25 protein-coding genes and 1 pseudogene are annotated in these 26,798 nt (G+C 66.8%); 14 read left to right on the plus strand and 12 right to left on the minus strand.

Annotated elements, in window-relative coordinates; translation table 11 throughout:
• Positions 1 to 96: 96 nt before the first annotated feature.
• Both ACIP90_RS16610 and ACIP90_RS16615 read right to left on the minus strand, forming a co-directional pair.
• Positions 97 to 1,791: an alpha-amylase family protein gene (locus ACIP90_RS16610; protein ID WP_400580662.1), complete on the minus strand. Its 1,695-nt coding sequence runs from the start codon at positions 1,789 to 1,791 to the stop codon at positions 97 to 99.
• Positions 1,788 to 2,759, minus strand: a complete 972-nt coding sequence (locus tag ACIP90_RS16615; RefSeq protein WP_400580663.1) for a TIGR03885 family FMN-dependent LLM class oxidoreductase — start codon at positions 2,757 to 2,759, stop codon at positions 1,788 to 1,790. The genes ACIP90_RS16610 and ACIP90_RS16615 overlap by 4 nt, the downstream gene beginning before the upstream one ends.
• Before the next feature lie 148 nt (positions 2,760 to 2,907).
• Between ACIP90_RS16615 and ACIP90_RS16620 the strand changes: the two genes are divergently transcribed.
• Together ACIP90_RS16620 and ACIP90_RS16625 are read left to right on the plus strand one after the other, a co-directional pair.
• Positions 2,908 to 3,423 carry an OsmC family protein gene (locus ACIP90_RS16620; RefSeq protein WP_400580664.1) on the plus strand — a complete coding sequence of 172 codons (516 nt, stop codon included), beginning with the start codon at positions 2,908 to 2,910 and terminating at the stop codon, positions 3,421 to 3,423.
• A 99-nt stretch (positions 3,424 to 3,522) separates the two neighbouring features.
• Positions 3,523 to 4,602: an ATP-dependent DNA ligase gene (locus ACIP90_RS16625; protein ID WP_400580665.1), complete on the plus strand. Its 1,080-nt coding sequence runs from the start codon at positions 3,523 to 3,525 to the stop codon at positions 4,600 to 4,602.
• 90 nt (positions 4,603 to 4,692) lie between these two features.
• On the opposite strand, the pseudogene ACIP90_RS16630 reads toward ACIP90_RS16625, so the two are convergent.
• A pseudogene (locus tag ACIP90_RS16630) lies at positions 4,693 to 4,932 on the minus strand (MFS transporter); the annotation flags it as partial.
• 504 nt (positions 4,933 to 5,436) lie between these two features.
• Between ACIP90_RS16630 and ACIP90_RS16635 the strand changes: the two are divergent.
• From ACIP90_RS16635 to ACIP90_RS16670, 8 genes are all read left to right on the plus strand, one after another.
• On the plus strand, positions 5,437 to 6,648 hold the full coding sequence (locus ACIP90_RS16635) for a thiolase family protein (protein ID WP_400580666.1): 1,212 nt from the start codon (positions 5,437 to 5,439) through the stop codon (positions 6,646 to 6,648).
• Positions 6,649 to 6,651: 3 nt separating this feature from the next.
• Complete coding sequence (locus tag ACIP90_RS16640; protein WP_400580667.1) at positions 6,652 to 7,311, plus strand: 3-oxoacid CoA-transferase subunit A; 660 nt, start codon at positions 6,652 to 6,654, stop codon at positions 7,309 to 7,311.
• Between the two features lie 37 nt (positions 7,312 to 7,348).
• Complete coding sequence (locus ACIP90_RS16645) at positions 7,349 to 7,996, plus strand: 3-oxoacid CoA-transferase subunit B (RefSeq protein ID WP_400580775.1); 648 nt, start codon at positions 7,349 to 7,351, stop codon at positions 7,994 to 7,996.
• Between the two features lie 143 nt (positions 7,997 to 8,139).
• Positions 8,140 to 8,979, plus strand: coding sequence for an IclR family transcriptional regulator C-terminal domain-containing protein (locus tag ACIP90_RS16650; protein ID WP_400580668.1), 840 nt, complete (start codon positions 8,140 to 8,142; stop codon positions 8,977 to 8,979).
• A 186-nt stretch (positions 8,980 to 9,165) separates the two neighbouring features.
• Positions 9,166 to 10,350: a Re/Si-specific NAD(P)(+) transhydrogenase subunit alpha gene (locus ACIP90_RS16655; protein ID WP_400580669.1), complete on the plus strand. Its 1,185-nt coding sequence runs from the start codon at positions 9,166 to 9,168 to the stop codon at positions 10,348 to 10,350.
• Positions 10,350 to 10,712 carry an NAD(P) transhydrogenase subunit alpha gene (locus ACIP90_RS16660; RefSeq protein ID WP_400580670.1) on the plus strand — a complete coding sequence of 121 codons (363 nt, stop codon included), beginning with the start codon at positions 10,350 to 10,352 and terminating at the stop codon, positions 10,710 to 10,712. Before ACIP90_RS16655 ends, ACIP90_RS16660 begins: the two co-directional genes overlap by 1 nt.
• Complete coding sequence (locus tag ACIP90_RS16665) at positions 10,709 to 12,082, plus strand: NAD(P)(+) transhydrogenase (Re/Si-specific) subunit beta (RefSeq protein ID WP_400580671.1); 1,374 nt, start codon at positions 10,709 to 10,711, stop codon at positions 12,080 to 12,082. Before ACIP90_RS16660 ends, ACIP90_RS16665 begins: the two co-directional genes overlap by 4 nt.
• Before the next feature lie 159 nt (positions 12,083 to 12,241).
• Entirely contained in the window at positions 12,242 to 13,162 is a 921-nt protein-coding gene (locus ACIP90_RS16670; RefSeq protein WP_400580672.1) for a diacylglycerol/lipid kinase family protein, read from the plus strand.
• Between the two features lie 96 nt (positions 13,163 to 13,258).
• On the opposite strand, the gene ACIP90_RS16675 is transcribed toward ACIP90_RS16670, so the two are convergent.
• From ACIP90_RS16675 to ACIP90_RS16700, 6 genes are all read right to left on the minus strand, one after another.
• Entirely contained in the window at positions 13,259 to 13,987 is a 729-nt protein-coding gene (locus tag ACIP90_RS16675; RefSeq protein WP_400580673.1) for an aspartate/glutamate racemase family protein, read from the minus strand.
• Between the two features lie 8 nt (positions 13,988 to 13,995).
• Positions 13,996 to 15,426 (minus strand): amidohydrolase family protein, encoded by a 1,431-nt coding sequence (locus tag ACIP90_RS16680; protein WP_400580674.1) that lies wholly within the window; start codon positions 15,424 to 15,426, stop codon positions 13,996 to 13,998.
• Positions 15,427 to 15,458: 32 nt separating this feature from the next.
• Positions 15,459 to 16,280 carry an aspartate/glutamate racemase family protein gene (locus ACIP90_RS16685; protein ID WP_400580675.1) on the minus strand — a complete coding sequence of 274 codons (822 nt, stop codon included), beginning with the start codon at positions 16,278 to 16,280 and terminating at the stop codon, positions 15,459 to 15,461.
• Positions 16,277 to 16,960, minus strand: a complete 684-nt coding sequence (locus ACIP90_RS16690; RefSeq protein ID WP_400580676.1) for a GntR family transcriptional regulator — start codon at positions 16,958 to 16,960, stop codon at positions 16,277 to 16,279. The genes ACIP90_RS16685 and ACIP90_RS16690 overlap by 4 nt, the downstream gene beginning before the upstream one ends.
• Before the next feature lie 81 nt (positions 16,961 to 17,041).
• Positions 17,042 to 18,406, minus strand: a complete 1,365-nt coding sequence (locus ACIP90_RS16695) for an MFS transporter (RefSeq protein ID WP_400580677.1) — start codon at positions 18,404 to 18,406, stop codon at positions 17,042 to 17,044.
• A 250-nt stretch (positions 18,407 to 18,656) separates the two neighbouring features.
• Positions 18,657 to 19,535: an amino acid-binding protein gene (locus ACIP90_RS16700; RefSeq protein WP_400580678.1), complete on the minus strand. Its 879-nt coding sequence runs from the start codon at positions 19,533 to 19,535 to the stop codon at positions 18,657 to 18,659.
• A gap of 203 nt (positions 19,536 to 19,738) precedes the next feature.
• Here ACIP90_RS16700 and ACIP90_RS16705 point away from each other — a divergent pair, with 203 nt between their 5' ends.
• Together ACIP90_RS16705 and ACIP90_RS16710 are read left to right on the plus strand one after the other, a co-directional pair.
• Positions 19,739 to 20,701: a hypothetical protein gene (locus ACIP90_RS16705; RefSeq protein ID WP_400580679.1), complete on the plus strand. Its 963-nt coding sequence runs from the start codon at positions 19,739 to 19,741 to the stop codon at positions 20,699 to 20,701.
• Between the two features lie 64 nt (positions 20,702 to 20,765).
• The gene (locus ACIP90_RS16710) at positions 20,766 to 21,797 is read left to right on the plus strand and encodes an FAD-dependent monooxygenase (RefSeq protein WP_400580680.1); all 1,032 of its coding nucleotides are present in this window, start codon (positions 20,766 to 20,768) and stop codon (positions 21,795 to 21,797) included.
• Between the two features lie 72 nt (positions 21,798 to 21,869).
• Here ACIP90_RS16710 and ACIP90_RS16715 read toward each other — a convergent pair whose 3' ends face one another.
• The 3 genes from ACIP90_RS16715 to purB all read right to left on the minus strand — a co-directional run bounded on the left by ACIP90_RS16715 (position 21,870) and on the right by purB (position 24,769).
• Positions 21,870 to 22,373 (minus strand): GNAT family N-acetyltransferase, encoded by a 504-nt coding sequence (locus ACIP90_RS16715; protein ID WP_400580681.1) that lies wholly within the window; start codon positions 22,371 to 22,373, stop codon positions 21,870 to 21,872.
• A 177-nt stretch (positions 22,374 to 22,550) separates the two neighbouring features.
• On the minus strand, positions 22,551 to 23,216 hold the full coding sequence (locus ACIP90_RS16720) for a histidine phosphatase family protein (RefSeq protein WP_400580682.1): 666 nt from the start codon (positions 23,214 to 23,216) through the stop codon (positions 22,551 to 22,553).
• Positions 23,217 to 23,326: 110 nt separating this feature from the next.
• Entirely contained in the window at positions 23,327 to 24,769 is a 1,443-nt protein-coding gene (gene purB / locus ACIP90_RS16725; RefSeq protein ID WP_400580683.1) for an adenylosuccinate lyase, read from the minus strand.
• 226 nt (positions 24,770 to 24,995) lie between these two features.
• Between purB and ACIP90_RS16730 the strand changes: the two genes are divergently transcribed.
• Both ACIP90_RS16730 and ACIP90_RS16735 read left to right on the plus strand, forming a co-directional pair.
• A complete protein-coding gene (locus ACIP90_RS16730) occupies positions 24,996 to 25,301 on the plus strand; it encodes a hypothetical protein (protein ID WP_400580684.1) in 306 nt (101 codons plus the stop codon).
• Positions 25,301 to 26,776, plus strand: a complete 1,476-nt coding sequence (locus ACIP90_RS16735; RefSeq protein WP_400580685.1) for a hypothetical protein — start codon at positions 25,301 to 25,303, stop codon at positions 26,774 to 26,776. The genes ACIP90_RS16730 and ACIP90_RS16735 overlap by 1 nt, the downstream gene beginning before the upstream one ends.
• Positions 26,777 to 26,798 lie beyond the last annotated feature (22 nt).

Consider the following 26,798-nt stretch of genomic DNA (forward strand, 5'->3'; position numbering starts at 1 on the left):
TTTGTGTTCGCTCTCGACAAGCACCACACAACACCCGGAGGTCCTCTTATTGCTTCAAGTAAATCCCCGTGTCACCAACCTGCCGGGACAATACAGCTAGGGAGCCGGCCTGTCGCCAGGCCTGTGCACCCGGAACCAGCGGTAACCGTAGCGTCCCAGTTCAACGATGAACCCGCCGTCGGGCTCCAAGTCTTCGTTGCCGCCGTCGAGCAGGTCCATCAGGACGGCGCTCTTGAAAGCCCTCGGCGGGCCATCCTTTGGCCCCACGTTCCCGCTGACCTTTACGGTGTCCTCGCTGAAGTTGTGCAGCAGCACCAGGGTGGTCCCGGCCGAGCTGCAGGTGTGCGCGAAGACCGCCGGCTCGGGCTGGTCGATGACGGCGAACTCTCCCCAGCCCAGTTCAGGGCACTCGCGGTAGCGCTGGATGAGGGTGGCCATGAAGTTCCACAGTGACTCCGGGTCGCGCTTGGCAGCCGCCGCGTTGACGTTGTCCGGGCCGAAGTCCCCGCGCACCACAGGAGCCATCAGGTCGGAGGCCTTGGCATCCGAAAACCCGCCGTTCTTCTCGCTGGTCCACTGCATGGGCGTCCGGACCGCAGCCCGGCTCTTCTGCCGCAGGTCCTCACCCATCCCGATTTCTTCGCCGTAGTACAGCACGGGCGTGCCCGGCAGCGAGAACATCAGCGAGTAGACCATCCGGATCCGGCCGGCATCGCCGCCCAGCATCGGCGGCAACCTGCGCCGCAGGCCCCGGCCGTATACCTGCATGTTCTTCTCCGGGCCGAACGCGGCAAAGACCTCCTCCCGCTCGCCGTCACTGAGCTTGTCCAGGGTCAGCTCGTCATGGTTGCGGACAAACATGGCCCACTGGTTGTCCGGATTCAGCGGCGGCCGGGCCTTCAGCGTCTCCGCCAGCGGCCGGGCATCCTTCCGGGCCAGCGAAAGGTAGAGGTGCTGCATGGACATGAAGTCGAACTGCATGTTCAGCTCGTTGCCCTCGGCCCCGCCGAAGTATTCCAGTTGCTCCTTGTACGGCAGGTTCACCTCGCCCAGCAGCACCGCGCTGCCCTTGCGCCGGTCGAGGAAACTGCGCAGGGCGGCCAGGTAGTCGTGCGGATCGATGTTGGCGGCCTCATCTTTGGGCTGCCCGCGGGTTTCCAGGAAGAACGGCACGGCATCGAGCCGGAAACCCTCCAAGCCCAGCTCCAGCCACAGGCCCATGGCCTTGGCTATCTCATTTCGGACCTTGGGGTTGGTGACGTTGAGGTCCGGCTGGTGCTCGTTAAACATGTGCAGATACCACTCGCCGGTGGCGTCATCCTGGGTCCAGATGGACGTCTGTTCCCCCGGGAACACCACTTCCGAGGAGGTATCCGGCGGGGTGTCCTTGCGCCACACATAAAAGTCGCGGTACGGGTTGTCCACGGACTTCCTGGCTTCCAGGAACCACGGATGCTGGTTCGAGGTGTGGTTGACCACGAAGTCCGCGATCACCCGGATGCCGCGGTCCTTCGCCGTGCGGATGAACTCCACCAGATCGCCCATGGTACCCAGCCGGCTGTCCACGCTGAAAAAATCTGTGACGTCGTAGCCGTCGTCCCGGTCCGGCGACGGGTAGAACGGCATGAGCCAGATGCAGCTCACCCCCAGCGCCGCGAGGTAGTCCACACGCTGGGTGAGTCCGGCGAAATCGCCGGTGCCGTCACCGTCGTCGTCGAAAAAGGTCTCGACGTCGAGGCAGTAAATGACGGCGTTCTTCCACCACAGGTCCGAAGTCGCTGCGATTTTCATGCGGCGCGCACCTCCCGCAGCTGGGGCAACACCTTTCCGGCGAACGCATCGATGAACGGGGCCTGCTGCTGTCCCACGAAGTGGAGATACAGCTCGTCGAAACCGAGGTCCGCGTATTCCCCGAGCCACTCGGCATGCTGGTCCAGGCTGGCGGAGATGTTCACCGATTTGCGGAGCTGTTCCTCGCCCACCTCTGCGCTGACCCCGTCGAAATGGGCGGCGGTCGGCAAATCCCAGGGGATGGGCGGGGCAAAGACGTTGGACCGCCACTGGTCCCCGGCAATGGCCACGGCTTCCTCCTCTGTGGGGGCCCAGGACAGGTGGATCTGCAGGATCGCTTTGCCCCGGCCGCCGTGGTCCCGGTACGCGCTGAGCATCTCGCGGAGCTTGTCATGGGGCTGGTTCACGGTGACCAGCCCGTCCGCCCAGGCGGCGGAGCGTCGGGCGGTCTCCACGCTGATGGCAGGGGCGATGAGCTGCGGCGCGGGGTCCGGGACATCCCAGATCCGTGCCTGTTCCACCGTGACCAGCCCATGGTGCGTGACCTCCTCGCCGGCGTGCAGGCGACGGATTACGCTGACACACTCTTCCAGCCGCTGCTGGCGGGTCTCCTTCAGCGGCCATGGGTCCCCGGTGATGTGCTCGTTCATGTTCTCTCCGCTGCCCAGAGCCACCCAGAACCGCTCCGGGAACATCGAGGCCAGCGTGGCTGAGGCGTGGGCGATGATGGCGGGGTGGTAGCGCTGGCCCGGTGCGTTCACCACTCCGAACCGCATCCTCGTAGTTGCCAGCGCCGCCCCCAGCCAGGACCAGGCGAATCCGGAATGCCCCTGCCGCGCGGACCAGGGTTCGATGTGGTCCGAGCACATGGCGGCGTCGAAGCCGGCCTCCTCTGCGTGCTGGACATCCTTCAGGAGCTGTCCCGGGCTGATCTGTTCATGCGATGCGTGAAAACCGATGGCTGCCATCGTTAATGTCTACCGGCGGCCGTTGCCAGTGTCGAGGGCCGCCTCTGGCCCCGCTCCCGATTCAGCCCTAACCTATCGGGCAGGAGCACACGTCAATACACGGCCGTCCGCTGAACGGCGGCGCGAGGAGCAAACGGAGGCGCTACCCGTGGGACAGGACAAAATAGCCACCGCCATAGCGGCTGCGCGCGAATATCTCACCGCCAACCCCGAAGAGGCGCGGTACCGGGACAGTGCTGCCACGGCTGTGGTTGAAAACGGCCTCCGGATAAACATAACCGGCGTAGACGGCTCCTCCACCGTGACGGACATGGTCGCAGGCGTGGGCGGTGGCGGGACCGCGCCGTCCCCGGGCTGGCTTTTCCGCGCGGCCTACGCGTCTTGCGTGGCCACGCTCATTGCCATGCGAGCAGCAGAATCGGGGATCACCCTGGACCGGCTGGAGGTCACGGTGGACAGCGAGTCTGACGACCGGGGCATCCTAGGGATTGCAGCAGACATCCCTGCGGGGCCGATCCGCGCCGGGGTTGCCGTTCGGGCAGCCGCCGCCGGCGTTGACGCGGAGACACTGCGCGGGATCATCAGCTGGGGCGTGGCCCACTGCCCCGTTGACGATGCAGTGAGACGTGCCGTCCCCGTGGAACTTCGGGTGGACATCGGCTGATCCGGAGTAGGCCTTGCCATCTGTCGTTGCCCATAGGCAACCGGCCGCTTGCCACGGAGGGGGTGGCGTGGGAGCGGGCCGCGGGTAAGAATGGGGCCTATGCAGCTGCCGGTCATGCCTCCCGTTTCTCCGATGCTCGCCAAATCGGTGGCCACCATCCCGGACGGGGCCATGAGCTACGAGCCGAAGTGGGACGGGTTCCGGTCCATCATCTTCCGCGACGGCGACGACGTGGAGATCGGCAGCCGCAACGAAAAGCCGATGACGCGCTACTTCCCCGAGCTCGTGGAAGCGCTGAAGGCGAACCTGCCGCCAAAATGCGTGCTCGATGGCGAGATCGTGCTGGTGGGGGCTTCCGGGGACCGGCTCGACTTCGACGCCCTGCAGCAGCGGATCCACCCGGCCGCGAGCCGCGTGAAACTGTTGTCCCAGCAGACGCCCGCCAAGTTCGTGGCCTTTGATCTGCTGGCACTGGGCGATGAGGACTTCAGCGGCAGGCCCTTCGCGGAGCGCCGCGCAGCCCTGGAGGAAGTCTTCACCGCCGCCAGCGCCCCGGTCCACCTGACTGCCGCCACGCAGGACCGGGAGCTGGCCGGAAAATGGTTCCACCAGTTTGAGGGCGCAGGACTCGACGGGATCATCGCGAAACCCCTCAATGGCGTGTACCAGCCGGACAAGCGGGTCATGTTCAAGGTCAAGCATGAACGCACGGCCGACTGCGTCCTGGCCGGGTACCGGCTGCACAAGAGCGGCCCGGCTGCCATCGGATCCCTGCTGCTGGGCCTGTACAGGCCCGACGGCGAATTGGCCAGCGTAGGGGTGGTCGGCGCCTTTCCCATGCAGCGGCGGAAGGAGCTTTTCGAGGAGCTGCAGCCGCTGGTCACGGACTTTGACCACCACCCGTGGGCCTGGGCCAAGCAGGAGGAAGGGACCCGCACGCCGCGCAATGCCGAGGGCAGCCGTTGGAGCGCGGGAAAGGACCTGTCCTTCACCCCGCTGCGCCCGGAGCGGGTGCTGGAAGTGAAGTACGACCATATGGAGGGCGAGCGGTTCCGGCACACGGCGCAGTTTGTCCGCTGGCGCCCGGACCGCGACCCGGAGTCGTGCACGTATGAGCAGCTGGAGGAGCCGGTGAACTTCGATCTGGCAGAGGTGCTGGCAACGGGGTCGCCGTCGTGACCTTCTTTGAAGCTAAGCCCGCCGAATAGACGGGGGACTCGCCGTGTCATGGGGCGTTTGGCAGGCAAACGGGGTCACGACGGCGGGACGTACCTGCGCCGGTGCGAAGCCTGCCATCAGGAAGCCCAGCTGGGTGCCGATGGCCAGGCCGGAGAACCGGACCTTTGTGCTGAACATCTCGGCGTAGAAGGACGGCCAGACCGCGTTCGAGGCCGCGTAGCCGCAGGAGAAGAAGCCGATGGCCGCCAGGAATATCAGCGGCACGGTGCCCGACTCGAGGCTGAGCAGGAAGACCGGGGTGAGGACGGCGCTGGAGAGTGCGCTCGCCACCGCTGTTCCGGTGTTCCGCCTCACCTTGGAAGCCCTCGTGGCGCTGGTTCCCCTGCCGCAGCGCTGACTTGCCTGCTCATTTGTGTTCGTATGTAGAACAATGGTGCATGATGTGAACTTCTGCTGTACCGTAATTCCTATCACCTGGTTAGCCGGCGTGTCCTGCTCCCTGCAGGCCGTGTGCCGTTGTCAAAGGAGCCGCACGCATGAGCAATCGAACTGAGTCCTACCTCGTGGGACTGATCGGCGATGGCGTTGTGCCGTCCCGCTCCCCCCGCATGCATGAACACGAAGGCGATTTCACCTGGACGTTCCGGCCGCACCGCCGGTCTGCACCGGCAGGTCCAGTGCCTCGAGCCTGCGGGCCAAGGCGGCCAGTCCGGAGAACCCACTGAGCTGCCTCGCCAACACTGCCTTCAAGACAGCGCAGCAGGTTTTCCATGCAATGGAGAACGCTGAAATGGACAACACACCAATGGACAACACCGAAATGGACAGCAATTCATGAACCAGGCTTTTGTGTACGACGCCGTACGCACTCCTTTTGGAAAGTTCGGCTCCGGCCTTGCCGGCGTCCGTCCGGACGACCTCGCCGCCCACGTGATCAGGGAATCCGTAACGCGTGCTCCCGGTTTGGACCCCGAGCGGATCGACGAGGTCGTTTTCGGCAACGCCAACGGCGCGGGCGAGGAGAACCGCAACATCGCCCGGATGGGAACCCTGCTGGCAGGGCTGCCGGTGTCGATCCCCGGGACCACCGTCAACCGGCTCTGCGGCTCGTCCCTGGACGCGGCGATCATCGCCTCCCGGCAGATCAACGCCGGCGACGCCGAGCTGATGCTGGTGGGCGGGGCCGAGTCGATGTCCCGTGCCCCGTGGGTGCTGCCCAAGACAGAGAAGCCCTACCCGGCCGGGGACATGACCCTGGCCTCCACCACGCTGGGCTGGCGCCTGGTGAACAAGGCCATGCCGAAGGAGTGGACCATCTCCCTGGGCGAGGCCACCGAACGGCTGCGCGAGAAGTACAAGGTGACCCGGGCGCAGCAGGACGAGTTCGCCGCGAACTCCCACAACCTGTCCGCCGCAGCGTGGGACGAGGGATTCTACGACAACCTCGTCGCGCCGGTTCCGGGGACGGACCTCGTGCGCGATGAGGGCATCCGGCCCGGCTCAACTGCGGAGAAGCTCGCCGGGCTGAAGACCGTGTTCCGGACCGAGAACGGCGGGCCTGAGGGTGGCACGGTCACCGCGGGCAACGCGTCGCCGCTGTCCGACGGCGCGTCCGCGGCCTGGATTGGGTCCGAGAGTGCCGCCGGGCTGCTGGGCATGGAGCCGCTTAGCCGGATCGCGGGCCGGGGCGCACACGCCAACGACCCCCAGTACTTCGGCTACGCCCCAGTGGAAGCGGCCAATAAGGCCCTCGCGAAGGCGGGCATCGGCTGGGACCAGGTGGGCGCCGTCGAACTTAACGAAGCGTTCGCCGCCCAGTCCCTGGCGTGCATCAATGCCTGGGGCATCGACTCCTCGATCGTGAACCGGCACGGGGGCGCGATCGCCATGGGCCACCCGCTGGGCGCGTCCGGGACCAGGATCTTGGGCACGCTGGCCCGCAGCCTGCAGGCCTCCCGTGAGCGCTGGGGCGTCGCCGCGATCTGCATCGGCGTCGGCCAAGGCCTGGCCGTGGTCCTGGAAAACGTGACTGCCGGAAAGGGCTGAGCCATGGTGAACTTCGTAGATACGGTCCACGAGGCCGTCGGGGCCGTCAAGGACGGCTCTACCGTGATGATCGGCGGGTTCGGTAACGCCGGGCAGCCGTTCGAACTGATCGACGCGCTGCTGGACAGCGGCGCCACCGAGCTGACCGTGGTGAACAACAACGCGGGCCAGGGCGACCAGGGCCTGGCGCTGCTCATCAAGGAAGGCCGGGTCCGCAAGATGATCTGCTCCTTCCCGCGTCAGTCCGATTCCTGGCACTTTGACGCCAGGTACAAGGCCGGGCAGATCGAGCTGGAACTCGTGCCGCAGGGCAACCTCGCTGAACGCATCAGGGCGGCCGGCGCCGGCATCGGCGGCTTTTTCACTCCCACCGGCTACGGCACCATGCTCGCCGAGGGCAAGGAGACCCGGATCATCGACGGCCGCGGGCAGGTTTTTGAGACCCCGATCCATGCCGATGTCGCGCTGATCAAGGCGCTCAAGGCCGACGGCGTGGGGAACCTGGTGTACCGCAAGACCGCCCGGAACTTCGGCCCCATCATGGCCGCCGCGGCGAAGCACACCATCGCCCAGGTGGCCGAGCTCGTGCCCACCGGCGGGCTGGACCCGGAGAACGTCGTGACCCCCGGCATTTACGTCAACAGCATCGTTAAGGTGGCCTGACGTGAGCATCCAGACAGCACCGATCCAGACCAGCGAAATGTCCCTGGGCCGGGACGACCTTGCCCGGCTGGTGGCCCGCGACATCGCCCCTGGCTCTTTCGTGAACCTGGGCATTGGCCAGCCCACGCTGGTGTCGAACTACCTCCAGCCCGAGCAGAACATCACGCTCCACACCGAGAACGGCATGCTGGGCATGGGCCCTGTCGCTGAAGGGGATCAGATCGACGGCGACCTGATCAATGCCGGCAAGATCCCCGTAACCGAGCTGCCGGGCGCGTCCTACTTCCACCACGCCGATTCGTTCGCGATCATGCGCGGCGGGCACCTGGACATCTGCGTGCTGGGCGCCTTCCAGGTCTCCGCTGGCGGTGACCTCGCCAACTGGCACACCGGAGCCCCGGACGCCATCCCTGCTGTGGGCGGGGCAATGGACCTGGCCACCGGAGCCAAGGACGTGTTCGTGATGATGACGCTCCTGACGCGCGACGGCGCCTCCAAGATCGTCGAAGCCTGCACCTATCCGCTCACCGGCGTGGGCTGCGTGACGCGCGTCTACACCGACAAAGCAGTTTTCCTGACCGGCCCCGACGGCGTGCAGGTCCGCGAAACCTTCGGCTGCACCCTCGAGGAACTGCAGGCCCTGGTGCCCGTCCCCCTCACAGCAGCCCCCGCCGTCGACCGCTAACCAGACCACCCGCCTCCCCCTTCCCGCACGAACTGGCAGCAAATGCCTTCAAATCCGCATTTTGCGGGCATCACCTGCCAGTTCGCGCATGGGCACGGGGGTGGGCGCTTAAGTGTTCGTTCGCGCCAATAGGATTGGTAACCATGAGCGACGCAGCAGCAGGCACCGCGCCGGGGGCAAACCGCACGCCGAAGGCCGGAGCGGCACCGGCGGCGAGTGACCAGTACGTGCAGTCGCTGGCACGCGGGCTTGCCGTGATCCGGGCATTCGACAGCGACCACTCCGAAATGACCCTCACGGAGGTGGCCGCCCGCACCGACCTCACCCGGGCGACTGCACGCCGTTTCCTGCACACTCTGGTGGAGCTCGGCTACGTCCGCACCGACGGGAAGACCTTTGCACTGACCGCCCAGGTGCTGCAGCTCGGCTACGCCTACCTGTCGGGCCTGTCCCTTCCGCAGCTGGCGCAGCCGCACCTCGAGGAGCTGTCCGTGAAGCTCGGTGAGTCCACGTCGGCGGCCGTTTTGGACGGGACCGACATCGCCTACATCGCACGGGTGACGACCCGCCGGATCATGACCATCGGCATCACTGTGGGCACGAGGTTCCCCGCCTACGCCACCTCGATGGGCAGGGTGCTTCTCGCAGGCCTCCCGCCGGAGCAGCTCAAGCAATACCTGGCCGCGGCGGAGGTCAAGCCGCTCACGCCCCGGGCGGTCGGCACCGTGAAGGAGCTTTTGGCCGTCCTCGACACGGTACGGGCCCAGGGCTGGTGCCTGCTGGACCAGGAGCTCGAACTGGGGCTGATGTCCGTCGCCGCGCCCGTCTATCACGGCACGAAGGTGGTGGCGGCCGTCAACGTTTCGCTGCAGGCCCAGTCCGTGGCGGCCAAGCCGGATCCCGAGGGGTACCTGGATTCGGTCCGCAAGGAAACAGTGGCGACGGCTGAAAAAATCTCGGCCGACTTCTCGGCCGGACGGTAGCGCGCACGTGGCGGCAAACCGGCCGCTCCCGCTGAAATTTGCCCCCATGAATGACGTACCGCCCGGCGTCCCGGGGCCATAGACTCTAGCCAACTACGTGCAGCAGCGCCGCTCCGTGAATCCTGCCCCGGGCGGGGACCCCGAGGAGCGGGAAGCGCCGCTGCACCCGTTGGAAGGAAGTGGCGGGTGAAGCTGGGCATCGCGCGGGAGCGCAGGGAAGGCGAACGGCGGGTCGCCGCGACGCCAGAGACCGTGAAACAGCTGGCCGGACTGGGGCTGGAGGTGCTGGTCGAGTCCCGGGCGGGGGTCTTCGCGGGGCACGGTGACGACGACTACCTGCAGGCCGGTGCCCTGGTGGTTCAGGACCTGGACCTCGGGGAACTCGATGTGTACGCCCATGTCCGTCCGCTCGAACTTCCGACGGCGGCAGCCTTGCGCCGCGGGGCCGTCACCGTGGGACTGGCGTCGCCGTCGTCCGAACTCGCCACCGTGAGGGAACTCGCCGACGGAGGCGTCACATCGTTCGCCCTGGAGCTTGTCCCGCGGATCTCGCGCGCGCAGTCCATGGACGCCTTGTCCTCCCAGGCGCTTGTGGCCGGCTACCGCTGCGTGCTGGAGGCGGCCATCCGGCTGCCCCGCTTCTTTCCCCTCTATATGACTGCCGCCGGAACCGTCCCGCCCGCGCGGGTCCTGGTCCTCGGCGTCGGCGTGGCCGGGCTGCAGGCCATCGGCACGGCGAAGAGGCTCGGCGCGCGTGTTTCGGCCAACGACATCCGTCCCTCCTCTGCGGAGGAAGTCACCTCGATGGGCGGCACGTTCATCAAACTGGACCTTGAGACGGCGGAGGCGTCGGGCGGGTACGCACGCGAGCTCAGCGCCGACCGCGGGGCCCTGCAGCGCCGGCTGCTGGCGCCGCACGTCGCCGAGGCGGACGTGCTGATCACGACGGCGGCCGTCCCCGGACGGCGGGCACCGCTCCTGGTAACCCGGGACATGGTGGAGGCTATGCGCCCGGGGTCTGTCGTCGTCGACCTCGCCGCGGAGTCCGGCGGCAACGTGGAGGGTTCCCTGCCGGGACGGGACGTCCAGTTCCCAACCGCCGACGGCCGGGGCGCCGTCACCGTCGTCGGCCTGAAGGACGCGCCGTCCGCCATGCCCACTGACGCCTCCCGGCTGTACGCAAAGAACGTGGCCAACCTGCTGGCCCTGATGACCCGGGGCGGCACAGTGGCGCCGGATTTCGACGACGATGTGATTGCCGGCGCCTGCCTGACGCACGAGGGCGTGGTGCGGCATCCACCCACGGCGGAGGCGCTCGCCGCGCTCGCGGCAGAAAACGAGAAGGCGTCCGAGAACGAGGGGGTGGTCTGATGGACGGCATCAGCCTGCTGACGATCACCGTGCTGGCGGTCTTCGTGGGCTTTGAAGTGGTTTCCAAAGTCTCCAGCACGCTGCACACCCCGCTGATGTCCGGCGCCAACGCCATCCACGGCATCATCCTGGTGGGCGCCATCATTGTTGCGGGCCAGGCAGCACACCCGTGGGTGCTCGCCGTCGCACTCCTCGCAGTCGTTCTCGCCACCGCAAACCTGGTCGGCGGCTTCGTGGTGACGGACCGGATGCTGGAAATGTTCCGGGGGCGTTCGGGCAAGACGGAAAATCAGCCAGGAACATTCCGCAAAGGCGCGCCCCGCGAAGACCAGTCCCGCGAAGGACAGGAGAGCGTTAAATGACACTCCTTGACCCCACGCTGACGTCGCTGCTCTACCTCGTGGCGGCCGTGTTTTTTATCCTCGCCCTCAAAGGCCTGAACTCGCCGCGCACGGCACGCCGCGGCAACCTCATCGGCGCCTTTGGTGCGCTGGTCGCCGTCGTGACGGTCTTCTTTTCCGTCCGGCTGGACAACATCCCGTGGATCGTGGGCGCCATCGCCGTGGGGTCCGGCGTGGCAGCTCCAGTCGCCCGCCGCGTCAAGATGACCCAGATGCCGCAGCTGGTGGCGCTCTTCAACGGTGTGGGCGGCGGTGCGGCCGCGTTGGTGGCGCTGCTCGAACTGCCCCACGCCGAGGACTCCTGGATGCGCGTCGCCGTCGTCTTTACCCTGCTCGTAGGTGCCGTCTCCTTCTCCGGTTCCGGCGTCACGTTCGCCAAACTGCAGGAGCTGATGACCACCCGTCCGGTGGTGTTCCCGGGTCTGCCGGCCGTGATGGGCGCGGTGCTGCTGGCGGCGGTAGGGGCCGGGGCCGCCGTCGTTCTGGGTGGGTCGCTGGCGCTCGCGCTGGTGCTCCTGCTGCTCGGCCTGGTGGCCGGCGTGCTGCTGGTCCTGCCGGTCGGCGGCGCGGACGTACCGATCGTCATTTCCCTGCTCAACGCCTTCACCGGCCTCGCTGTCGCGGCCTCTGGCCTGGTGCTGGGAAATGTGCTCTTGGTGGTGGCGGGCACGCTGGTGGGAGCGTCGGGCACCATTCTCACCCGGGCCATGGCGGCGGCCATGGGCCGCAGCGTTGCCGGCATACTCTTCGGGGCGTTCCGGGGAGGTTCGACGGCGGGATCGACGGCGGTCAGCGACCGCCCCGTGCGCTCCTCCAGCGCGGAGGACGTGGCGGTGCTCCTGGGTTATGCGCAGCGGGTGATCATCGTGCCCGGGTACGGCCTCGCGGTGGCGCAGGGACAGCACACCGCCGCGGAGCTCGCCCTGGCCCTGGAGTCCCGCGGCATCAGCGTGGACTTCGCCATCCACCCCGTGGCCGGGCGCATGCCGGGGCACATGAACGTGCTGCTGGCCGAGGCCAATGTGCCCTACGAGTCGCTCAAGGAGATGGGTGAAATCAACTCCGAGTTCCGGACCGCCGACGTAGCGCTGGTTGTCGGAGCGAACGACGTCGTCAATCCCGCGGCCAAGACGTCCGCCGGTTCGCCGATCTACGGCATGCCCATCCTCGAGGTGGCCGACGCGCGGCAGGTGGTGTTCCTCAAGCGCTCGCTGCGCCCGGGCTTCGCTGGGATCGAAAACGATCTCATGTACGAGCCGCAGACCACCCTGCTGTTCGGCGATGCCAAAGAGTCGCTCACGAAGGTGCTGGGTGCCGTCAAGGCGCTGTAGGAGCGCGCCCTCACTGAGTGCACCCGTCGGGCGCCCGTCCGGTGAAGAAAACGTGGTGCTCGTGGCGGCAGGATTTACGAAGCATGCTGCGTAAATCCAGGGAACCCGGCTACCATTTGAGTTCCGCGGCTTTGCCGCCCTCATCAGTCGAAGGACATCATGCCAGCGAACATCGCCTCCCCGCCGCAACGGGCCGCCGTGGTCATCAATCCCGCCAAGGTCGCTGCTGGCGCAGACCTCCGCGCCGCGCTGATCCGGCTGTGCGACACGCAGGGCTGGGCTGAACCGTTGTGGCTGGAAACCACCGTTGAGGATCCGGGCACTGGCCAGGCTCGCCAGGCGGTGGAGGCCGGGGTCGACGTCGTTATCGCCGCCGGCGGCGACGGCACCGTGCGCTGTGTGGCGGAGGTGCTCGCAGGAACTGACACTCCGCTGGGGCTGGTGCCGCTCGGAACCGGCAACCTGCTGGCCCGCAACCTCGGCGTGGACGTCAGTGACCCCGTCTCTGCAGCGTATGACGTGCTGAATGGCACGGAACGCACCGTGGACGTGGTCAGGTGCAGCTTCGACCACTCCGAGGACGAGAACGTGTTCCTGGTGATGGCCGGAGTGGGCTACGACGCCGCAATCATGGCGGACACAGTGGATGTCCTCAAGGACCGGATGGGCTGGCTCGCTTACGTCGAAGCGGGTATCCGCAAGCTGCCCGGCAAGCCCGTCAGGGCCACCGTTCGTATGGAGGGCAAGCACCCGGTCAAGCGCCGGATCCGCAGTGTGATGATTGGCAACTGCGGCCGGCTCATGGGAGGAATAGAGATTTTCCCTGAGGCGAAGATCGACGACGGCCTCCTTGACCTGCTGGTCCTGGCCCCGCGCGGCAGGTTCGGCTGGCTGGGTGTCATCGCCGGTATTTTCGGCCGCAGGAAGAACAAGCGGCAATCAGCGGAGTACTTCCAGGGCAAGAGCGCAGAGGTCACCCTGGAGCATGCGCAGGAGTTCCAGCTCGACGGTGACCACGTCGGCGCCGGTAAACACATGGCCATCCGCTTGGAGCCGGGTGCACTCAGGATCCGCATGTAGCGCACGGGTCTAAGTGTCGACGGCGGTGGGCCGCTCCCAGTGGGCGTCCCGCCGCCGTCTATCTTGTCCGGACTGCTGTCTATCGGCGGGCTGGTGTCAGTCCGCGAGCAGCCTGCCCCACCTTGGTGCGAGCAAGGGGGACCCGGCAAGTTTGAGGCAGTGCCACAGGGTCACAGCCACGGAATCCAGTACGGGAACACCGGTTTCGGCTTCGACTTCGGCCGCGATGTTGGCACCGTACAGGTTGGTGCACAGGTAGACCAGGGCGTCCGGCGCCGCTGCCGCCAGTTCCAGTGAACCGGGGCGCATCTCCTCGTCGCTGACCCGGCCGAAGGACTCGTTGTCGCTCAGGCCCAGGCCGCGGTGGCCCACCGTTTTGATGCCGTCCCGCTCATAGGAGGTGATGACGGCAAGGTTCACGTCCTCCGTGTACGGCGTGAACAGCCCGATCCGCTCCGTGCCGAACGACCGGAACGCCTCCAGATAGGCAAGTGTGGACGTCGTGGCCGGGATGCCAGTGGCCTCGGAGATCTCCCGTACCAGCTCGCGGTCGTGGTCCGCTCCGAGCCAGGACCCCGAGGTGCCGTTCCAGGCAATGACGTCCACGTCCGCCGTCGCGAGGAGCCCGGCCGCATCACGCATGACGGCCGGATCGAACTGCTTATCTGAGGAGTCGTCCAAGGCTATCCGGGTCACGGGGATCCGGGTGAAGTGGATGGTGACGTCGTCCCGGTCACCCAGGATGCGGTAGCTCTGCGGTTCAAGACAAGTGTTGGAAGACGGCACGATCATGCCGATGCGGGTCTTGCGTGGTGCGGAAGGCATGGGTGCTCCTAAGACGTTGCGGGGACGGTCGCCGGCGTGGCCGGTGCTGCTGTGTGTTCGCGGAAGCCGTTGCGGGCCACGAAGCGGCCCACCGGGCCGGGATCGTGGAAGCTGCCGGCGTCCACCACCACGCGCCCGGCGGAAACCACGACGCCGGGCCAGCCGGTCAGCCGGACGCCGTCGAACGGGGAGAAGTCTGTGCCCATGTGGAGGCTCCCGCCGTCGACCGTGCGTTCCTCGGCGGGATCGAAGATCACGAGGTCGGCGTCGAAGCCCTCGGCGATGGTCCCCTTGCCCGGAACCGCGTTGATCCGGGCGGGCCCGGCGGAGAAGACCTCAACGAAGTCCTCCACCGTGTTGCGGGGGGATTCCATCATGGCCGTGAACGTGACCGGCATCCGCGTTTCCACGCCGGGCAGGCCGTGCGGCATGGCCCGGATGTCGTCGGTGCGTTCGCGCTTCTGCGAGAGGTCGTAGCAGGAGTGGTCCGAGGAGACGGTGTGGATGGCGCCGTCGGCAAGGCGCTCCTTGAGGGCGGCAACGGTTTCGGCGCTCCGCATCGGCGGGCAGCAGGCATACCATTCGGGGAAGGCCGAACCGTAGACGGAATCATCGAGGCTGAGGTAGTGGGGGCACGTCTCGGAGTACGCCTCCTGGCCGCTGCTGCGTGCCTCGGTGACCAGGTCCACGGCGCCGGGGGTTGACTGGTGGACAAAGTACACGGGAGCCCTGGTGTATTCGGCCATGGCCAGCGTTTCCTTGACCGAGATTTCCTCGGCCAGCTCCGGGCGGGTCCGGTGCAGATGTTCGATGCCGATCCGGCCGTCATCGGCGTGCTGTGCGGTGCAGTCCGCGATGATGGGGTCGTGTTCAGCGTGGATGTAGGTGAGGCCGTCCAGCCTCACCATCTCGCGCATGACCTTCAGGATGGTGTCCCCGTCGGCCATGGTGGTGCCGCGGTTGGTCGTGTACATCTTGACCGACCGCACGCCCTCGGCGGCCAGCTGTTCCAGCTGCCACGGCACGGTCTCATCCCAGCTGACCACCGAACCGTGGAGTGCGACGTCGCAGCGCGATTCCCGGGCCAGTTCCTTTTTGTTCAACACGGCCGCCAGCGGGGTTTCCCGGGCGTCGCGGGGGATGCCGAAGTCGATGATCGTGGTGGTGCCGCCCCACAGCGCTGCGGTGGAGGTGGTTTTGTAGTCGTCCAGGGTGCGGAAGCGTCCGGTCACCTGTGCCACGTGGCAGTGGCCGTCGACGCCGCCGGGGATCACGAGGCGGCCGGCGGCGTCGATGGTGCTTTCGGCCTCGGGCACCGGCTCAGAGGCTGCGACCAGCCGGATAATTTTGCCGTCGCGGATGACGATGTGGGCGTTTTGGCGGCCGAAGCTGTTGACCACGGTGCCGTTGGCGACCACGAGTTCTGGCGTGTGGGACATCATTGTCCTCCTTATCGGGGAAGCGGGTTGGACTAGTTGACCGGCGCCGGAGCTGCCGGGCGGGCGGCATACGCTGCCGTCTGGGCTTTCGCCAGGGCGGCGTCGAGGTTCTCGGAAAGTCCCTTGCGGGCCTTGACCGGCGGCGGAGCGAAGGCGCCGGCGCGGTGCGGCCCGGACTGGAGCCCCACTACGGCCTCCGCCATGCGGATGCCGGCCGAAATGCCGTCCACCACGGGGACAGGAATCTGACCCCGAAGGTCGCGGGCAAGCCCGGCGAGGGGCGCACCCGCCAGGATGACGACGTCGGCCCCATCCTCTGTGACGGCCTGCCGGCTGAGTGCCAGCAGGGTTTCCTTGAAGTCCTGCTGCACGGAGCCGATGGCATTCAGGGATTCATTGATCGAGCGGATGGAGGCCAGCCGGCCGGCAAGGCCGAACCGCTCCACGCAGTCCAGGTACCACGGCCGGATCCGGTCCGAGATGGCGATGATGGAGAAGCGGTGCCCCTGCAGGGCGGCCGCGCAGAGCGCCGCCTCCGTGATGCCGATGACCGGCACGTCTGTGAGTTCCTTCAGCGCCGGCATGCCGGGGTCGCCGAAGGCGGCCACTATGACGGCGTCGACAGGAGCGGCGTGGATAGCAGGGCAGTCGACGGCAGTGCCGTACTCGGCAATGATCTCCGCGGCAGCGCCTGCCGCGATGAGGGACTCAAAACGGGTTTCGATGTACTCCACGCCGTGGCCGGCCGTGCGGACCACCAGTTCCGTGCCCGCGGCTGCGGAGCGCAGGGCCTCGGACTCGATGAGGGCAGTGACGTCGTCGCTGATGTTGGGGTTGATGACGAGCAGTTTCATTTCTTCTTCCGATGCAGCGTGGGTTCGGTTTTCTGGAAGTCCTCGGGGAACTGCTCACGGTACTTGCCGATGTGCGACGCCGACTGTGCGGCCGCCCGGTCCGGGTCGCCGCTGGCGATCGCATCGTAGAGGTCGCGGTGTTCCTGGATCAGCTCCGGCAGGTCGCTGACGTGGCGGAAGAGCCAGTGCATGCGTCCCTGGAGGGGTTCCAGTGCGGATTTGAGGAAGTTGTTGTCGGCGATGCCGGTGATGGCATCGTGGAATTCACTGTTGGCCCGGTGGGCTTCCATCACGGCACCCTTGGTGAGGCAAAGCTCCGCCTCATCGAGCAGGCCCTTGAGGCGGGACAGCTCCTCCGGCGTGGCGCGGACGGCGGCCAGCCGGCAGGCCAACACCTCCAGGGACTGCCGGACATCGAACAGGTCCTCGACGTCCTTGGGGCTGAGTGTGCTGACTTCCGCGCCGCGGGCTCCCCGGTCGCTGATGAGGCCTTCCTGGCGGAGCATGCGCAGGGCTTCCCTGACGGGGAGCCGTGACACGTTGAATTCCGCGGCGAGGTCGCGTTCCACCAGCCGCGTGCCGGGAGCGTAGTGCCCTTCAAAAATCCGGGTGCGGAGGGTGTCCCGGACAGCCTCGCGGAGGGGGCGTTCCTTGTCCTGGGTCTCTTCTGCGGTAAGCATGGTGCTCCATTCGGATTCTTGTATGGCTTGCACTCCCGGCGGCGGGAGGAGGCGCTGTGTGGCTGGCTTTGGATAGCCAGCTTAGACAGGAAGCCGCTTGTTGTAGTTGAGGGTCAGCACGGACACTCCCATCACGATGGCGGATCCCACGAAGTACAGCAGCGCCCAGGTGTAGGAGCCGGTGGCGCCGACGATCAGGCCGACGGCGATGGGTGTGACAAAGCCGGAGATGTTGCCGCTGAAGTTCATCGCCCCGCCCAATACGCCGGCGTTGGTCCTGCCGCCCAGGATGGAGGGAATGCTCCAGAAGAGGCCAACCCAGCGGAGGAAGAACATGACCAGGGAGAGCAGGACGACGGCGGTGGTGGGGTCGGGCACCACGGTGACTCCGACCAGGCCGCCGATGACCACCGCACTGGAAATGCCCAGCAGCGTACGCATGACGCGGTTGGCCGAGGCGCCGGCTGCCCGCCACTTGTCCGCGATGCTGCCGCCCAGGATTTCGCCGACGAAGCCGGCGCCAAAGATCACGAACGTGGACCAGCCAATGGTCTTCAGGTCAAAGCCCTTGGCCTGCGCCAGATAGAGCGGACCCCAGGTCAGGAGGCCGTAAAAGACGCCGTTGAAGCCGAGCCAGCCAAAGCACATGGCCCAGAAGGACCGGAACTTCAGGTAGGGAAGCAGGGCGCGCTTGCCCTTGCTGCCGTCCAGCTCAGCCTCCGCATCCTCTGCTGCATGGGAGGCTTCGATGTAGCTGGCCTCGGCATCGTTGACGCCGCGGTGCTCGCGGGGGTTGTCCCTGACGTACCACCACACGGCCAGTCCCATGAGGACCGTGGCGGCACCGGCGATGATGAAGGCCATGCGCCAGCTGCCGGTGGAGGCAATCAGGCCTGCGATGATGATGCCGCCGAGACCTGCGCCCAGTGGAGCGCCGGCATCCAGGATGGTGGCACCGCGGCCGCGTTCGGACTTGTGCATCCAGATGGCATTGAGCTTTCCGCCGGCCGGCATGACGCCGGCCTCGGTGACGCCGATGCCCATCCGGGCGATGAACATGCTCAGGAATCCGCCGGCCAAGCCGGAGGCGGCCGTCGCCGCGCCCCAGCCGACGCACGATGCGGTCATGACCTTGCGCGGGCCGAACTTGTCGATCAACCAGCCAACGGGAATCTGCATCAGGGCGTATGTCCAGAAGAAGGCGGACAGGAGCAGGCCGACCAGCTCCGGTGCAAGGTTGAATTCCTTCTGGATGATGGGAAGCGCCACGGAAATCGACCCGCGGTCGATGTAGTTCACGGCGACAAGCACCAGTAGGAGCAGGAAGAGCTTCCAGCGGACGGTGGTGCGCCGTTGCACGCCGTCCTTGCCGGGTAGCTGGCCAGCGGAGGCTTCTGTGGTGCCTTGAGCCTCTGTAGTCGCTGTTTCGGTATTGGGGATAGACACAGCTTCTCCTTTACAGGGAAGTTTACGGACAGGGAAACGGGTCTTGATGATTCGAATAAGCGGCCGCGGGTGAGCGGGGAAAACTTTAAGCGGGCCTGTAGCGGCAATTCCGGACGCGCCTTGCGCTGATTTTGGGATCCCGCTTTGGGATCCCAAAATCTAAGTTAGAAGTGACCCGGCGCACTGTCAAGGGTTTTGGCGAAGTTGAGCCGGATGGCTGCTAATCACCGATTGTGACTGCCGTTTTGGGTTATGACTCCGCCGGTACCGGATCCGCATCCGGTCCAGTCGTGGATGAGGGCACGTGGGCCAGGATCTCGGCGAGCTCGGCGAGCCTGTGCGCCCGGGCGGATTCGGCGGGCGTGAACGGTTCCCCGGGGCGGTAGAAGGTGATGGGGCCGTGCCAGGCGGTGGGGATCTTAAGGAGCGTGCCGGCGTCGTTCGTTTCCCCGGGAATCCGGGCGGTTTCCGACCCGGGATCAAGTATCCGGGCGGACAGCAGCTCCGCCACGGCCAGCGGAAGTTCGTCGGGCGATGCCGCGATACGGGCAGCCAGGCTCAGCGCTTTGGTCTGGCCGTCAGCCATCGCCAAGGCGGTGGTCGGCCACACCTGCGACTGCCTGCCGCCTCCGTCCGCCAGTGCGTCAAGCAGCTGGCGCTCGCTGAGTTCACCGGGGGCTGACAGCACGAACTCATCCATCACTCCGCCGCGCACCGGGTGGACGTGGATGCTCAGGATGTTGGTGTCGAGCAACTCCAGTGACCGGGTGATTTTCTTCAGGGAACCGGGCTGGTCCCGCAGGATGGTCCGTGCCCGCCACAGGGCGGGGGCGGTGCCCAGCCGACGCCGGTGCCGCAGCGCCGGAGCGTGGAGCCAGCGGCGCAGGATGCGTGCCGCCGACGGTTCCGCCACCCAGATCACCAGGACCGTGGCCGTGAGCGTCAGGACAAGCACCTTCGCCACATAGGGCAGGTGCGTCTGCACCACCAGAGCGTGCACCAGCAGTTCGATGGGAAGCATCACGGCAACGTTGGCCACCGTGAGGCGGGACTTTGGAGGCTCGGGCATCTGCCCGCAGACTTCGCAGCTCAGGTCAGCCGTGGCAGGGAGCGGTGCTTTGGGCTTCATGGTTGCATCCTGCCGTGCCGGTGTTACGGACTCGTTGCCCCGGCGTTCCGATCTGGGGAACGAACGTGCCGCGCCGCTGGACGGCGGTTTCCCGGCACATCTGGTCAGGCATATCGGCCGAATCTACACTGAAGGGACCAACGTGCGGAGCTCCCGTACAACGGTCAGCTCGCACGGAAAATCACCCAGTTCCGGAGAGCATCATGCGCCTCAGTACGAAAAATTCAGGTTCCGCACGCCGTCGTGCGGCCGCCGGCCTGGCCGCCCTCGCGGCTCTTCTCGTCCCGGCTCCGCTCGCACCGGCCGCATCGGCCAGCGAGGACAACTCCAAGGACCGGCTCCCGGTCATCGTCCTTCCCGGCGCCAAGGGCGCCGAAGGCATTGCTGCCGGTGAAGGCAGCACTTTCTATGCGGGTGACCTCGCCACGGGGGACATTTTCCGCGGTGACATCCGCAAGGGAACTGCCAAGAAGTTCATCGATGTGCCTGACGGCAGGGTTGCGGTGGGGATGAAGGCGGACAATGAAAATGACCTCCTCTTCGTGGCCGGGGGCGCGTCCGGCAAGGCCTATGTGTATGACACGGACGACCGCAGGACCGTTAAGACGATCCAGCTGACGACGAAGGCAGCGTTCATCAACGACGTCGCGCTCACCGACCGCGGTGCCTGGTTCACCAACTCCAGGCAGGCCGAGCTTTACTTCGTGCCCGTTGGCGACGAAGGGAATCTCGGCAAGGTCCGGACGCTGAAGCTGACGGGGCCCGCAGCTGACGCAGCTGATCAGTTCAACCTGAACGGCATCGCCAGTGCGCGGAATGATCGCACCTTGGTGGTGGCCCACTCCGGCAACAAGGCCCTGTACACCGTCAACCCCAGGACCGGAGCGAGCGCCCAGATCAAGGGCCTGACCCTCCCCAATGTCGACGGCATCGTGGTAAAGGACAGCACCATCTGGGCCGTCCAGAACTTCTCCAACCAGATCAGCCGCGCCTCCGTGGATTTCCGCGCGCTCTCAGGAACCGTCAGGGAGGTCATCAAGAACAAGAACTTCAACATTCCGACGACGGCGGCCCTGTTCGGGGATAAGCTCGCCGCTGTGAACGCGAAGTTCATGGTCGCGAACGCGAAGACGTTCGAGGTGGTCGTGGTAAAGGCCCGTTCCTAGCTGACCGCTCAGGCGGGGCCGGATCAAAGAGTTGCCAGCCGTCGTCGGGCTTAACATCGGTCCCATGGAAGCCATAACCATCATCGGCGGAGGCATTGCCGGCCTTGCACTCGCGGCAGGGCTCGACCGGGACCGCTTCGACGTGACCATCCACGAGCAGCGGCCCGGCCTGCCGACGGTGGAAACCTCCCTCGCCATGTGGCCGGAGGCCCAAGGCTCGTTGGCCGTTCTCGGGATCCTTCCGGAGATCAGGGCGGTCGGCGCCACCTTCGGCGGGATGGCCTTGCGGGATGCCGCCGGTGACGCATGGGTTTCACCGGAAGTCCGCGGCGTGTTGGGCGTGTCCCGGGCAGACCTGATCAGGCTCCTTGGCGCCGCCGTTCCCAGGAACGTGCGCCGGGCGGAGGGCAAGGTGGACGACATCCCCGCCACGGGACCGCTGGCCGCCGGCCTGCTGGTCGGCGCCGACGGCGTCCACAGCGTGGTCCGCCGCGCATTCTGGGGTCCGAAGGCCAACGCCAGGCTGACGCCCTACGTGGCACTGCGCGGTATTCTTCCCGTGCCCGTTGAGGCGAACGCCGGCGGTGAGTACTGGGGGCGCGGGCAGCTGTTTGGCATCACCCCGGCCTCCAGCGGCAGGACGTACTGGTATGCCTCCTTCCGCTCTGAACTCGGGCCGGCAGGTGTCGGGGCCGCTGAAGTGCTGGCGCGTGCACGGGAACGGTTCGACGCCGGCGCTCCGGCCGTCAGGAACGTGCTGGAGCAGGCCACGCCGGAGTCAACGCTCGCGCAGCGGATCTGGACAGCTCCGGACCTCGGCAGCTTCGTGCGGCCAGGGGCTGTCCTCGTAGGCGACGCGGCGCACGGGATGACGCCCAACCTGGGCCGCGGCGCGTGCGAAGCGCTCGTCGACGCCGTGACGCTCGCCGAACTCCTCAACACCAGGCCCGTGGGCGAGGCCCTCAGGGAATACAACAGACAGAGGCTGCTCCGGACCCGGCTGCTGCGGGTGGCCTCCTCTGCCATGACGCGGCTGGCCCTCGCCGAACGGGCACAGCCGCTGCGCGACCGGCTGCTCCGGCTCGCGGCCCGGTAGGCACACCGGCACGGTAAAGGCACGATAAGCAGGCCGGCCCCCCCAGCGGGATAGGCCCTGCCTCCGACCGGGTCAGGCCATGGCAGTATGCGCCGCGCTGCGGGCGTTGATGGACTTGGCATAGCAGTAGGAGTGTTCGACGCCGATGTAGGGACCGAAGTTCGGAACCTGTTCGAAGCCGGAGTTCTCGTAGAAGTTCCTGCCGTCGGGTTGGGCCGAGCCTGCCTCTGCCGTTATGCGTGTGATGCCCTGGGCGTACGCTTCCGCCTCGAGAGCCGCCAGGATGGAGCTGGCCACGCCGGAGCCACGGGTGTACGGAAGAACATACAGGCGCTTGATTTCGGCGGTGGAGGAATCCAGCAGCCGCAGGCCTCCGCAGCCTACGGGCTGGCCCGACCCCTTGTCGTAGGCCACCAGGAAGACAGCGGTGTCCACTTCAGACGGCTTCGGCCCGGGCTCGTGATCTGTGCGGCCAAAGCGCGCATCGAGCTCTGCCTGCTGGGCAGCCCGCAGGTCGGCACCCACCGGGTTGGACCAGCTGACTTTGCGGATGTTGAGCCTGGGGTTGGTCTGCATCTCTGCCTCGATTCGCCGAAGGGTTATGCACATCAACGGTAAGGACGCGGGGTTACCACTGTGTTTCCCGTGCGTAAGCGTCCAGAGAACACTGTCCAGACAAGGCTGTCCAGACAATACTTAGGGGACACAACCTCAGGTCCGGTACCCAAAGCGGTCAGCCGGTCCGCAGTACGGCTATCCGGCGGAGCGGCCCATCGGATCTTCGGCGGTCGGATCCGCCAGGGCCAGGCCGCCCACCGGGCTCGCGTCCCAGTGGATGAGGGTCCAGCCGGCGTCGGGATCCCCTTCCAGGGCCACGATGCCGGTGTTTGCGAGCACGTGCCTCGCCGCAAATTGCATGTCGATGTTGTCCGCCCGCAGGCCCGCCCAGACGCGGATGGCGGCGCCGTGGCTAACGACGGCGACGGCGCCGGCGTCGTCAGCAGCGGCGGCCACCTTGGCGATGGCAGCGTCGTAGCGCTCAAAGAACGCGTGCCCGTCGGGCCCTGCAGGCATCCGGCGGTCGAAATCACCATCGCTCCAGGCGAAGACCGTCGTCATGTACCGCCGGTGCGCCTCGTGGTCGGTCAGCTTCTCAAGGGCGCCGGCCTCGATTTCATGGATCCCGTCCAACACCTTCACATCCAGGCCGAGCTCACGCCCCAGCGGCGCAGCGGTGACCTGGGTCCGCAGGAGCGTTGAGGCGTACAACGCACTAATCGGCTCATTCACGAGCGCCCTCGGCAACGCTTCTGCCTGGCGTTCTCCAAGCTGCGTCAGCCCCGGTCCGGGGTGCGCGGTGTCCAGCTGCCCCAACACGTTCCCGGGAGTTTCGCCGTGGCGGATGAGCAGCAGCCTCATGATTACATGTCCTTGTCATCGTCGGGAAGGTAGGACCCGGGCGCTTTCCTGAAGGCCGGCCGGGAAGGAAGCGGCGCCGGACCGCGAAGCCCGGCACCGCCGTCGTCCTTTTACTTCAAGTGGTCCACCAGCTGGTCCGCGATGCCGGTGTACTTGCCCGGCGTCAGGGCCAGCAGCCGCGCCTCTGCCTCAGCAGAGAGGCCCAGGCCCTGGACGAACTCCTTCATCCGTGCGGCGTCGACGCGCTGGCCGCGGGTGAGGTCCTTGAGCCGTTCGTACGGGTTCTCCATACCCTCGACTCCGGCAATCGCCTCGGCGCGCATAACCATCTGGATGGCCTCGCCCAGGACTTCCCAGTTGGTGTCCAGGTCTTCTGCGAGAACGCTTTCCGCTACGTCCAGCCGCTCCAGGCCCTTGGCCACGTTGGAGATGGCCAGCAGCGAGTGGCCGAACGCCACCCCGATATTGCGCTGGCTGGAGGAATCCGTGAGGTCCCGCTGCCAACGGGAGGTGACCAGGGTGGAGCCCAGCACGTCCAAGAGCCCGGAGGAAATCTCCAGGTTGGCCTCGGCGTTTTCAAAACGGATCGGGTTGACCTTGTGCGGCATCGTGGAGGAGCCTGTGGCGCCGGCCACCGGGATCTGTGCGAAGTAGCCGATGGAGATGTAGCTCCAGATGTCCGTGCAGACGTTGTGCAGGATCCGGTTGAACCGCGCAACATCGGCGTACAGCTCGGCCTGCCAGTCGTGGCTTTCGATCTGCGTGGTCAGCGGGTTCCAGGTGAGGCCCAGTCCCTCGACGAAGGACTTGGAGATCTGCTGCCAGTCGGCGCCCGGGACCGAGGCCACATGCGCGGCGTACGTGCCGGTGGCGCCGTTGATCTTGCCGAGGTACTCGGTCTTGGCGATGCGGTCCAGCTGGCGAGTGAGGCGGTGCGCGATGACGGCGAGTTCCTTGCCCAGCGTGGTGGGGGTGGCGGGCTGGCCGTGGGTGCGGGACAGCATGGGGACGGCGCGGTTGTCCTCGGCCATCTTGCTGATCTGGGCCACGAGGGCGCGTGCGGCCGGCAGCCACACGTCCTCCACAGCACCCTTCACGCCGAGCGCGTAGGAGAGGTTGTTGATGTCTTCGGACGTGCAGCCGAAGTGCACCATGGCCGTCAGGTGCTCGATGCCGATGGCGGGCAGGCGGCGGCCGATGTAGTACTCCACTGCCTTCACGTCGTGGACGGTCACGGCTTCGATTTCGGCCAGTTCGGAGACGGAGGCGGCGTCGAATTCGGTGACGATCGCCCGGAGCTGTTCCTGCTGGTCTGAGGTCAGCGGCCCGGCGCCCGGGAGGACGTTGTTGCTGGTCAGGTGGATGAGCCACTCTACTTCGACGGCGACCCGGTCACGGTTGAGGGCAGCCTCGGACAGGTAGTCAACGAGCGGCGCGACGGCGGACTGGTAGCGGCCGTCCAGCGGGCCGAGCGCGATTTGTTCCGGTGACGCAGCGAGGGCCAGGCGTCCGGAGGGCGTACGGGTGTCAGCTGTGGCGGCAGTTTCAGGCATGAGCTGATTCTTTCATGAACTCCGCTGCCCGCTGAAGCACGCGGTTGCTTGTGACTTGCCCTCCCCAGCCTGTGTCCTGGGCGGCTGTCCACATAGCCCCCGGCGGGTGTTCCGGCGGGGGACAGCGCGCCCTAGTTTTGTCTGCAAGAGGCAGAAAGGTCTGTGGCAGGGCTGGGGCAGGTCTGCGACACAGACAGCGCCGGCCGGAAGGAGAGGGGGAAACTGAATGAGCGCCAGCATTGCCGCCGCGGACGCGGCGTCGTGCTCTTCGCGGCAGTTTGAGGTGCAGCTCCTGGCGGGAAGGGCGGACGCTTGTGCTGGGCAGCTCGATGCTGTTCTGGTCCGGCTTTCGCAGTTGCAGCTGGCGGACTGGCAGTCCCCTGCGGGCACGGCGTACAGGGCGAGCATCGGGCTGCAGGCAGCTGCCCTGCGGAGGGCGAAGGAGCGTATGGAACTGGCCGCCCAGGTCATCCGTCGGCATGCCCGGAACGTCTCGTTGTCGTCGATGCGGACCAGAACCGGAGACTACTGATGGCTGAGGTGACGCCGTGGGGGAGCGGCGGCCCGCTCCGGCCACTGAAGCCGGAGCCCGACGGCCATTTCTCGGTCCGGGGCGGGGTAGCGGGCATCGCCTTTCAGCTGGAGGAGCTGGACGCTGGAGTGCGGGGCCTGGACGGCCTCGCGGAGGACGTTACGACGGTGGAGATCGCTGCCCACAGGATCTGGGCGGAGCTGGGGCAATATCAAAACGATCCACCGTCCAGCGGGGTCGAAGCGCTCGACGCCACAGGGGAAGGGTGGCGTGCTGTGGCGAAAGTGCGGGAGGAACTGCAGGACATCGGAAGCCAGGTACAAGCCTGTCTGCAGGAGTATGAGGGGGCCGAACAGCGAACCCTGTCCAACCTGCGCCTGGGCACGGACTCCCACAAGCTGTGGCTGCCGCAGTTCCTGGATATGCTCCTCGGCGGGTTCCCTAACCCCTACAGTCCTGACCTCAGCCGGCTGCTGAACAGGGACAGTACAGAGGCGCTCACAGGCAATTATCCGGTCCTCGTGGCCCTTCTGGGGGCGAGGCCCGAGCGGGTGACCGAGGCCATCCAGATGGCGACGGCGACCGGGATGCAGGGTTCGGGCATCCCTATCGTTGTACGCGCGCTGGCTGAGGGACTGGCCCCCCACCTCAAACCGCGCGACGTCAAAGCGATCGGAGGTCCCAGCACGGATGTCGCCCTCGATGCCTCCCCTGCAGGGCTCCTGTCCCGGGCGCGGTCCGTTGACGAGGACGGCCGGGGCACGATTGAAATCCTCAGGACGGGCAGCGGGGATCACGAGGCCTTCGTCGTGATCATTCCCGGCACGCAGCCAGGAGACGCGGGAGGGCCCAACCCGTTCGATGAGGCCGGAATCGTCGAAGCACTCGGGTACGGCTCCGAGCATACGAGTGCCGCCATCCGGTCAGCACTGCAGGAAGCCGGGGCAGAGGCCGGCGCCCAGGTGGTTGCTGTTGGCTACAGCCAGGGCGGGATCCATGCCATGAACCTGAGCCAGGACAAGGCCTTCCTCGCGGAGTACGACCTCAAGTACGTGCTGACCGCGGGCTCACCCGTAGGCGGAATCCATCCTGAGCCGGGCATCAGCAGCCTGCACCTGGAACACCGGCAGGACTGGGTTCCAGGGAGCGAGGGGGCAATCAACCCGGACACCCGGGACCGCGTCACCCTCACGCTCGAGAACCGGGTGCTGACGCCCTCCGGCGAGGCGCCGGGGCTCGGTCCGGGCCACAGGCTCACGAACTATGAGGCCGGTGCCCGGGCGGTCTCCGCAAGCAGCGATCCGTCCCTCATCGCATCAACGGGCGCGCTCGCCGGGGTCGTGGGTACCGGCGGAGCGGCCACGGCCACGCGCTTCCAGCTCGTCCGCACCCCGAAGCCGCAGGAATCAGGGCGTCCAGGCATGCCCGTCCGCCCGGTGGAACAGCCCGACATCCGCCCGCCCGGTGGCCGGTAGCCGAGTCCCGGTGTGGACGGTC

The sequence above is a fragment of the Arthrobacter sp. NPDC093139 genome (assembly GCF_044754165.1).
Taxonomy (GTDB): domain Bacteria; phylum Actinomycetota; class Actinomycetes; order Actinomycetales; family Micrococcaceae; genus Arthrobacter.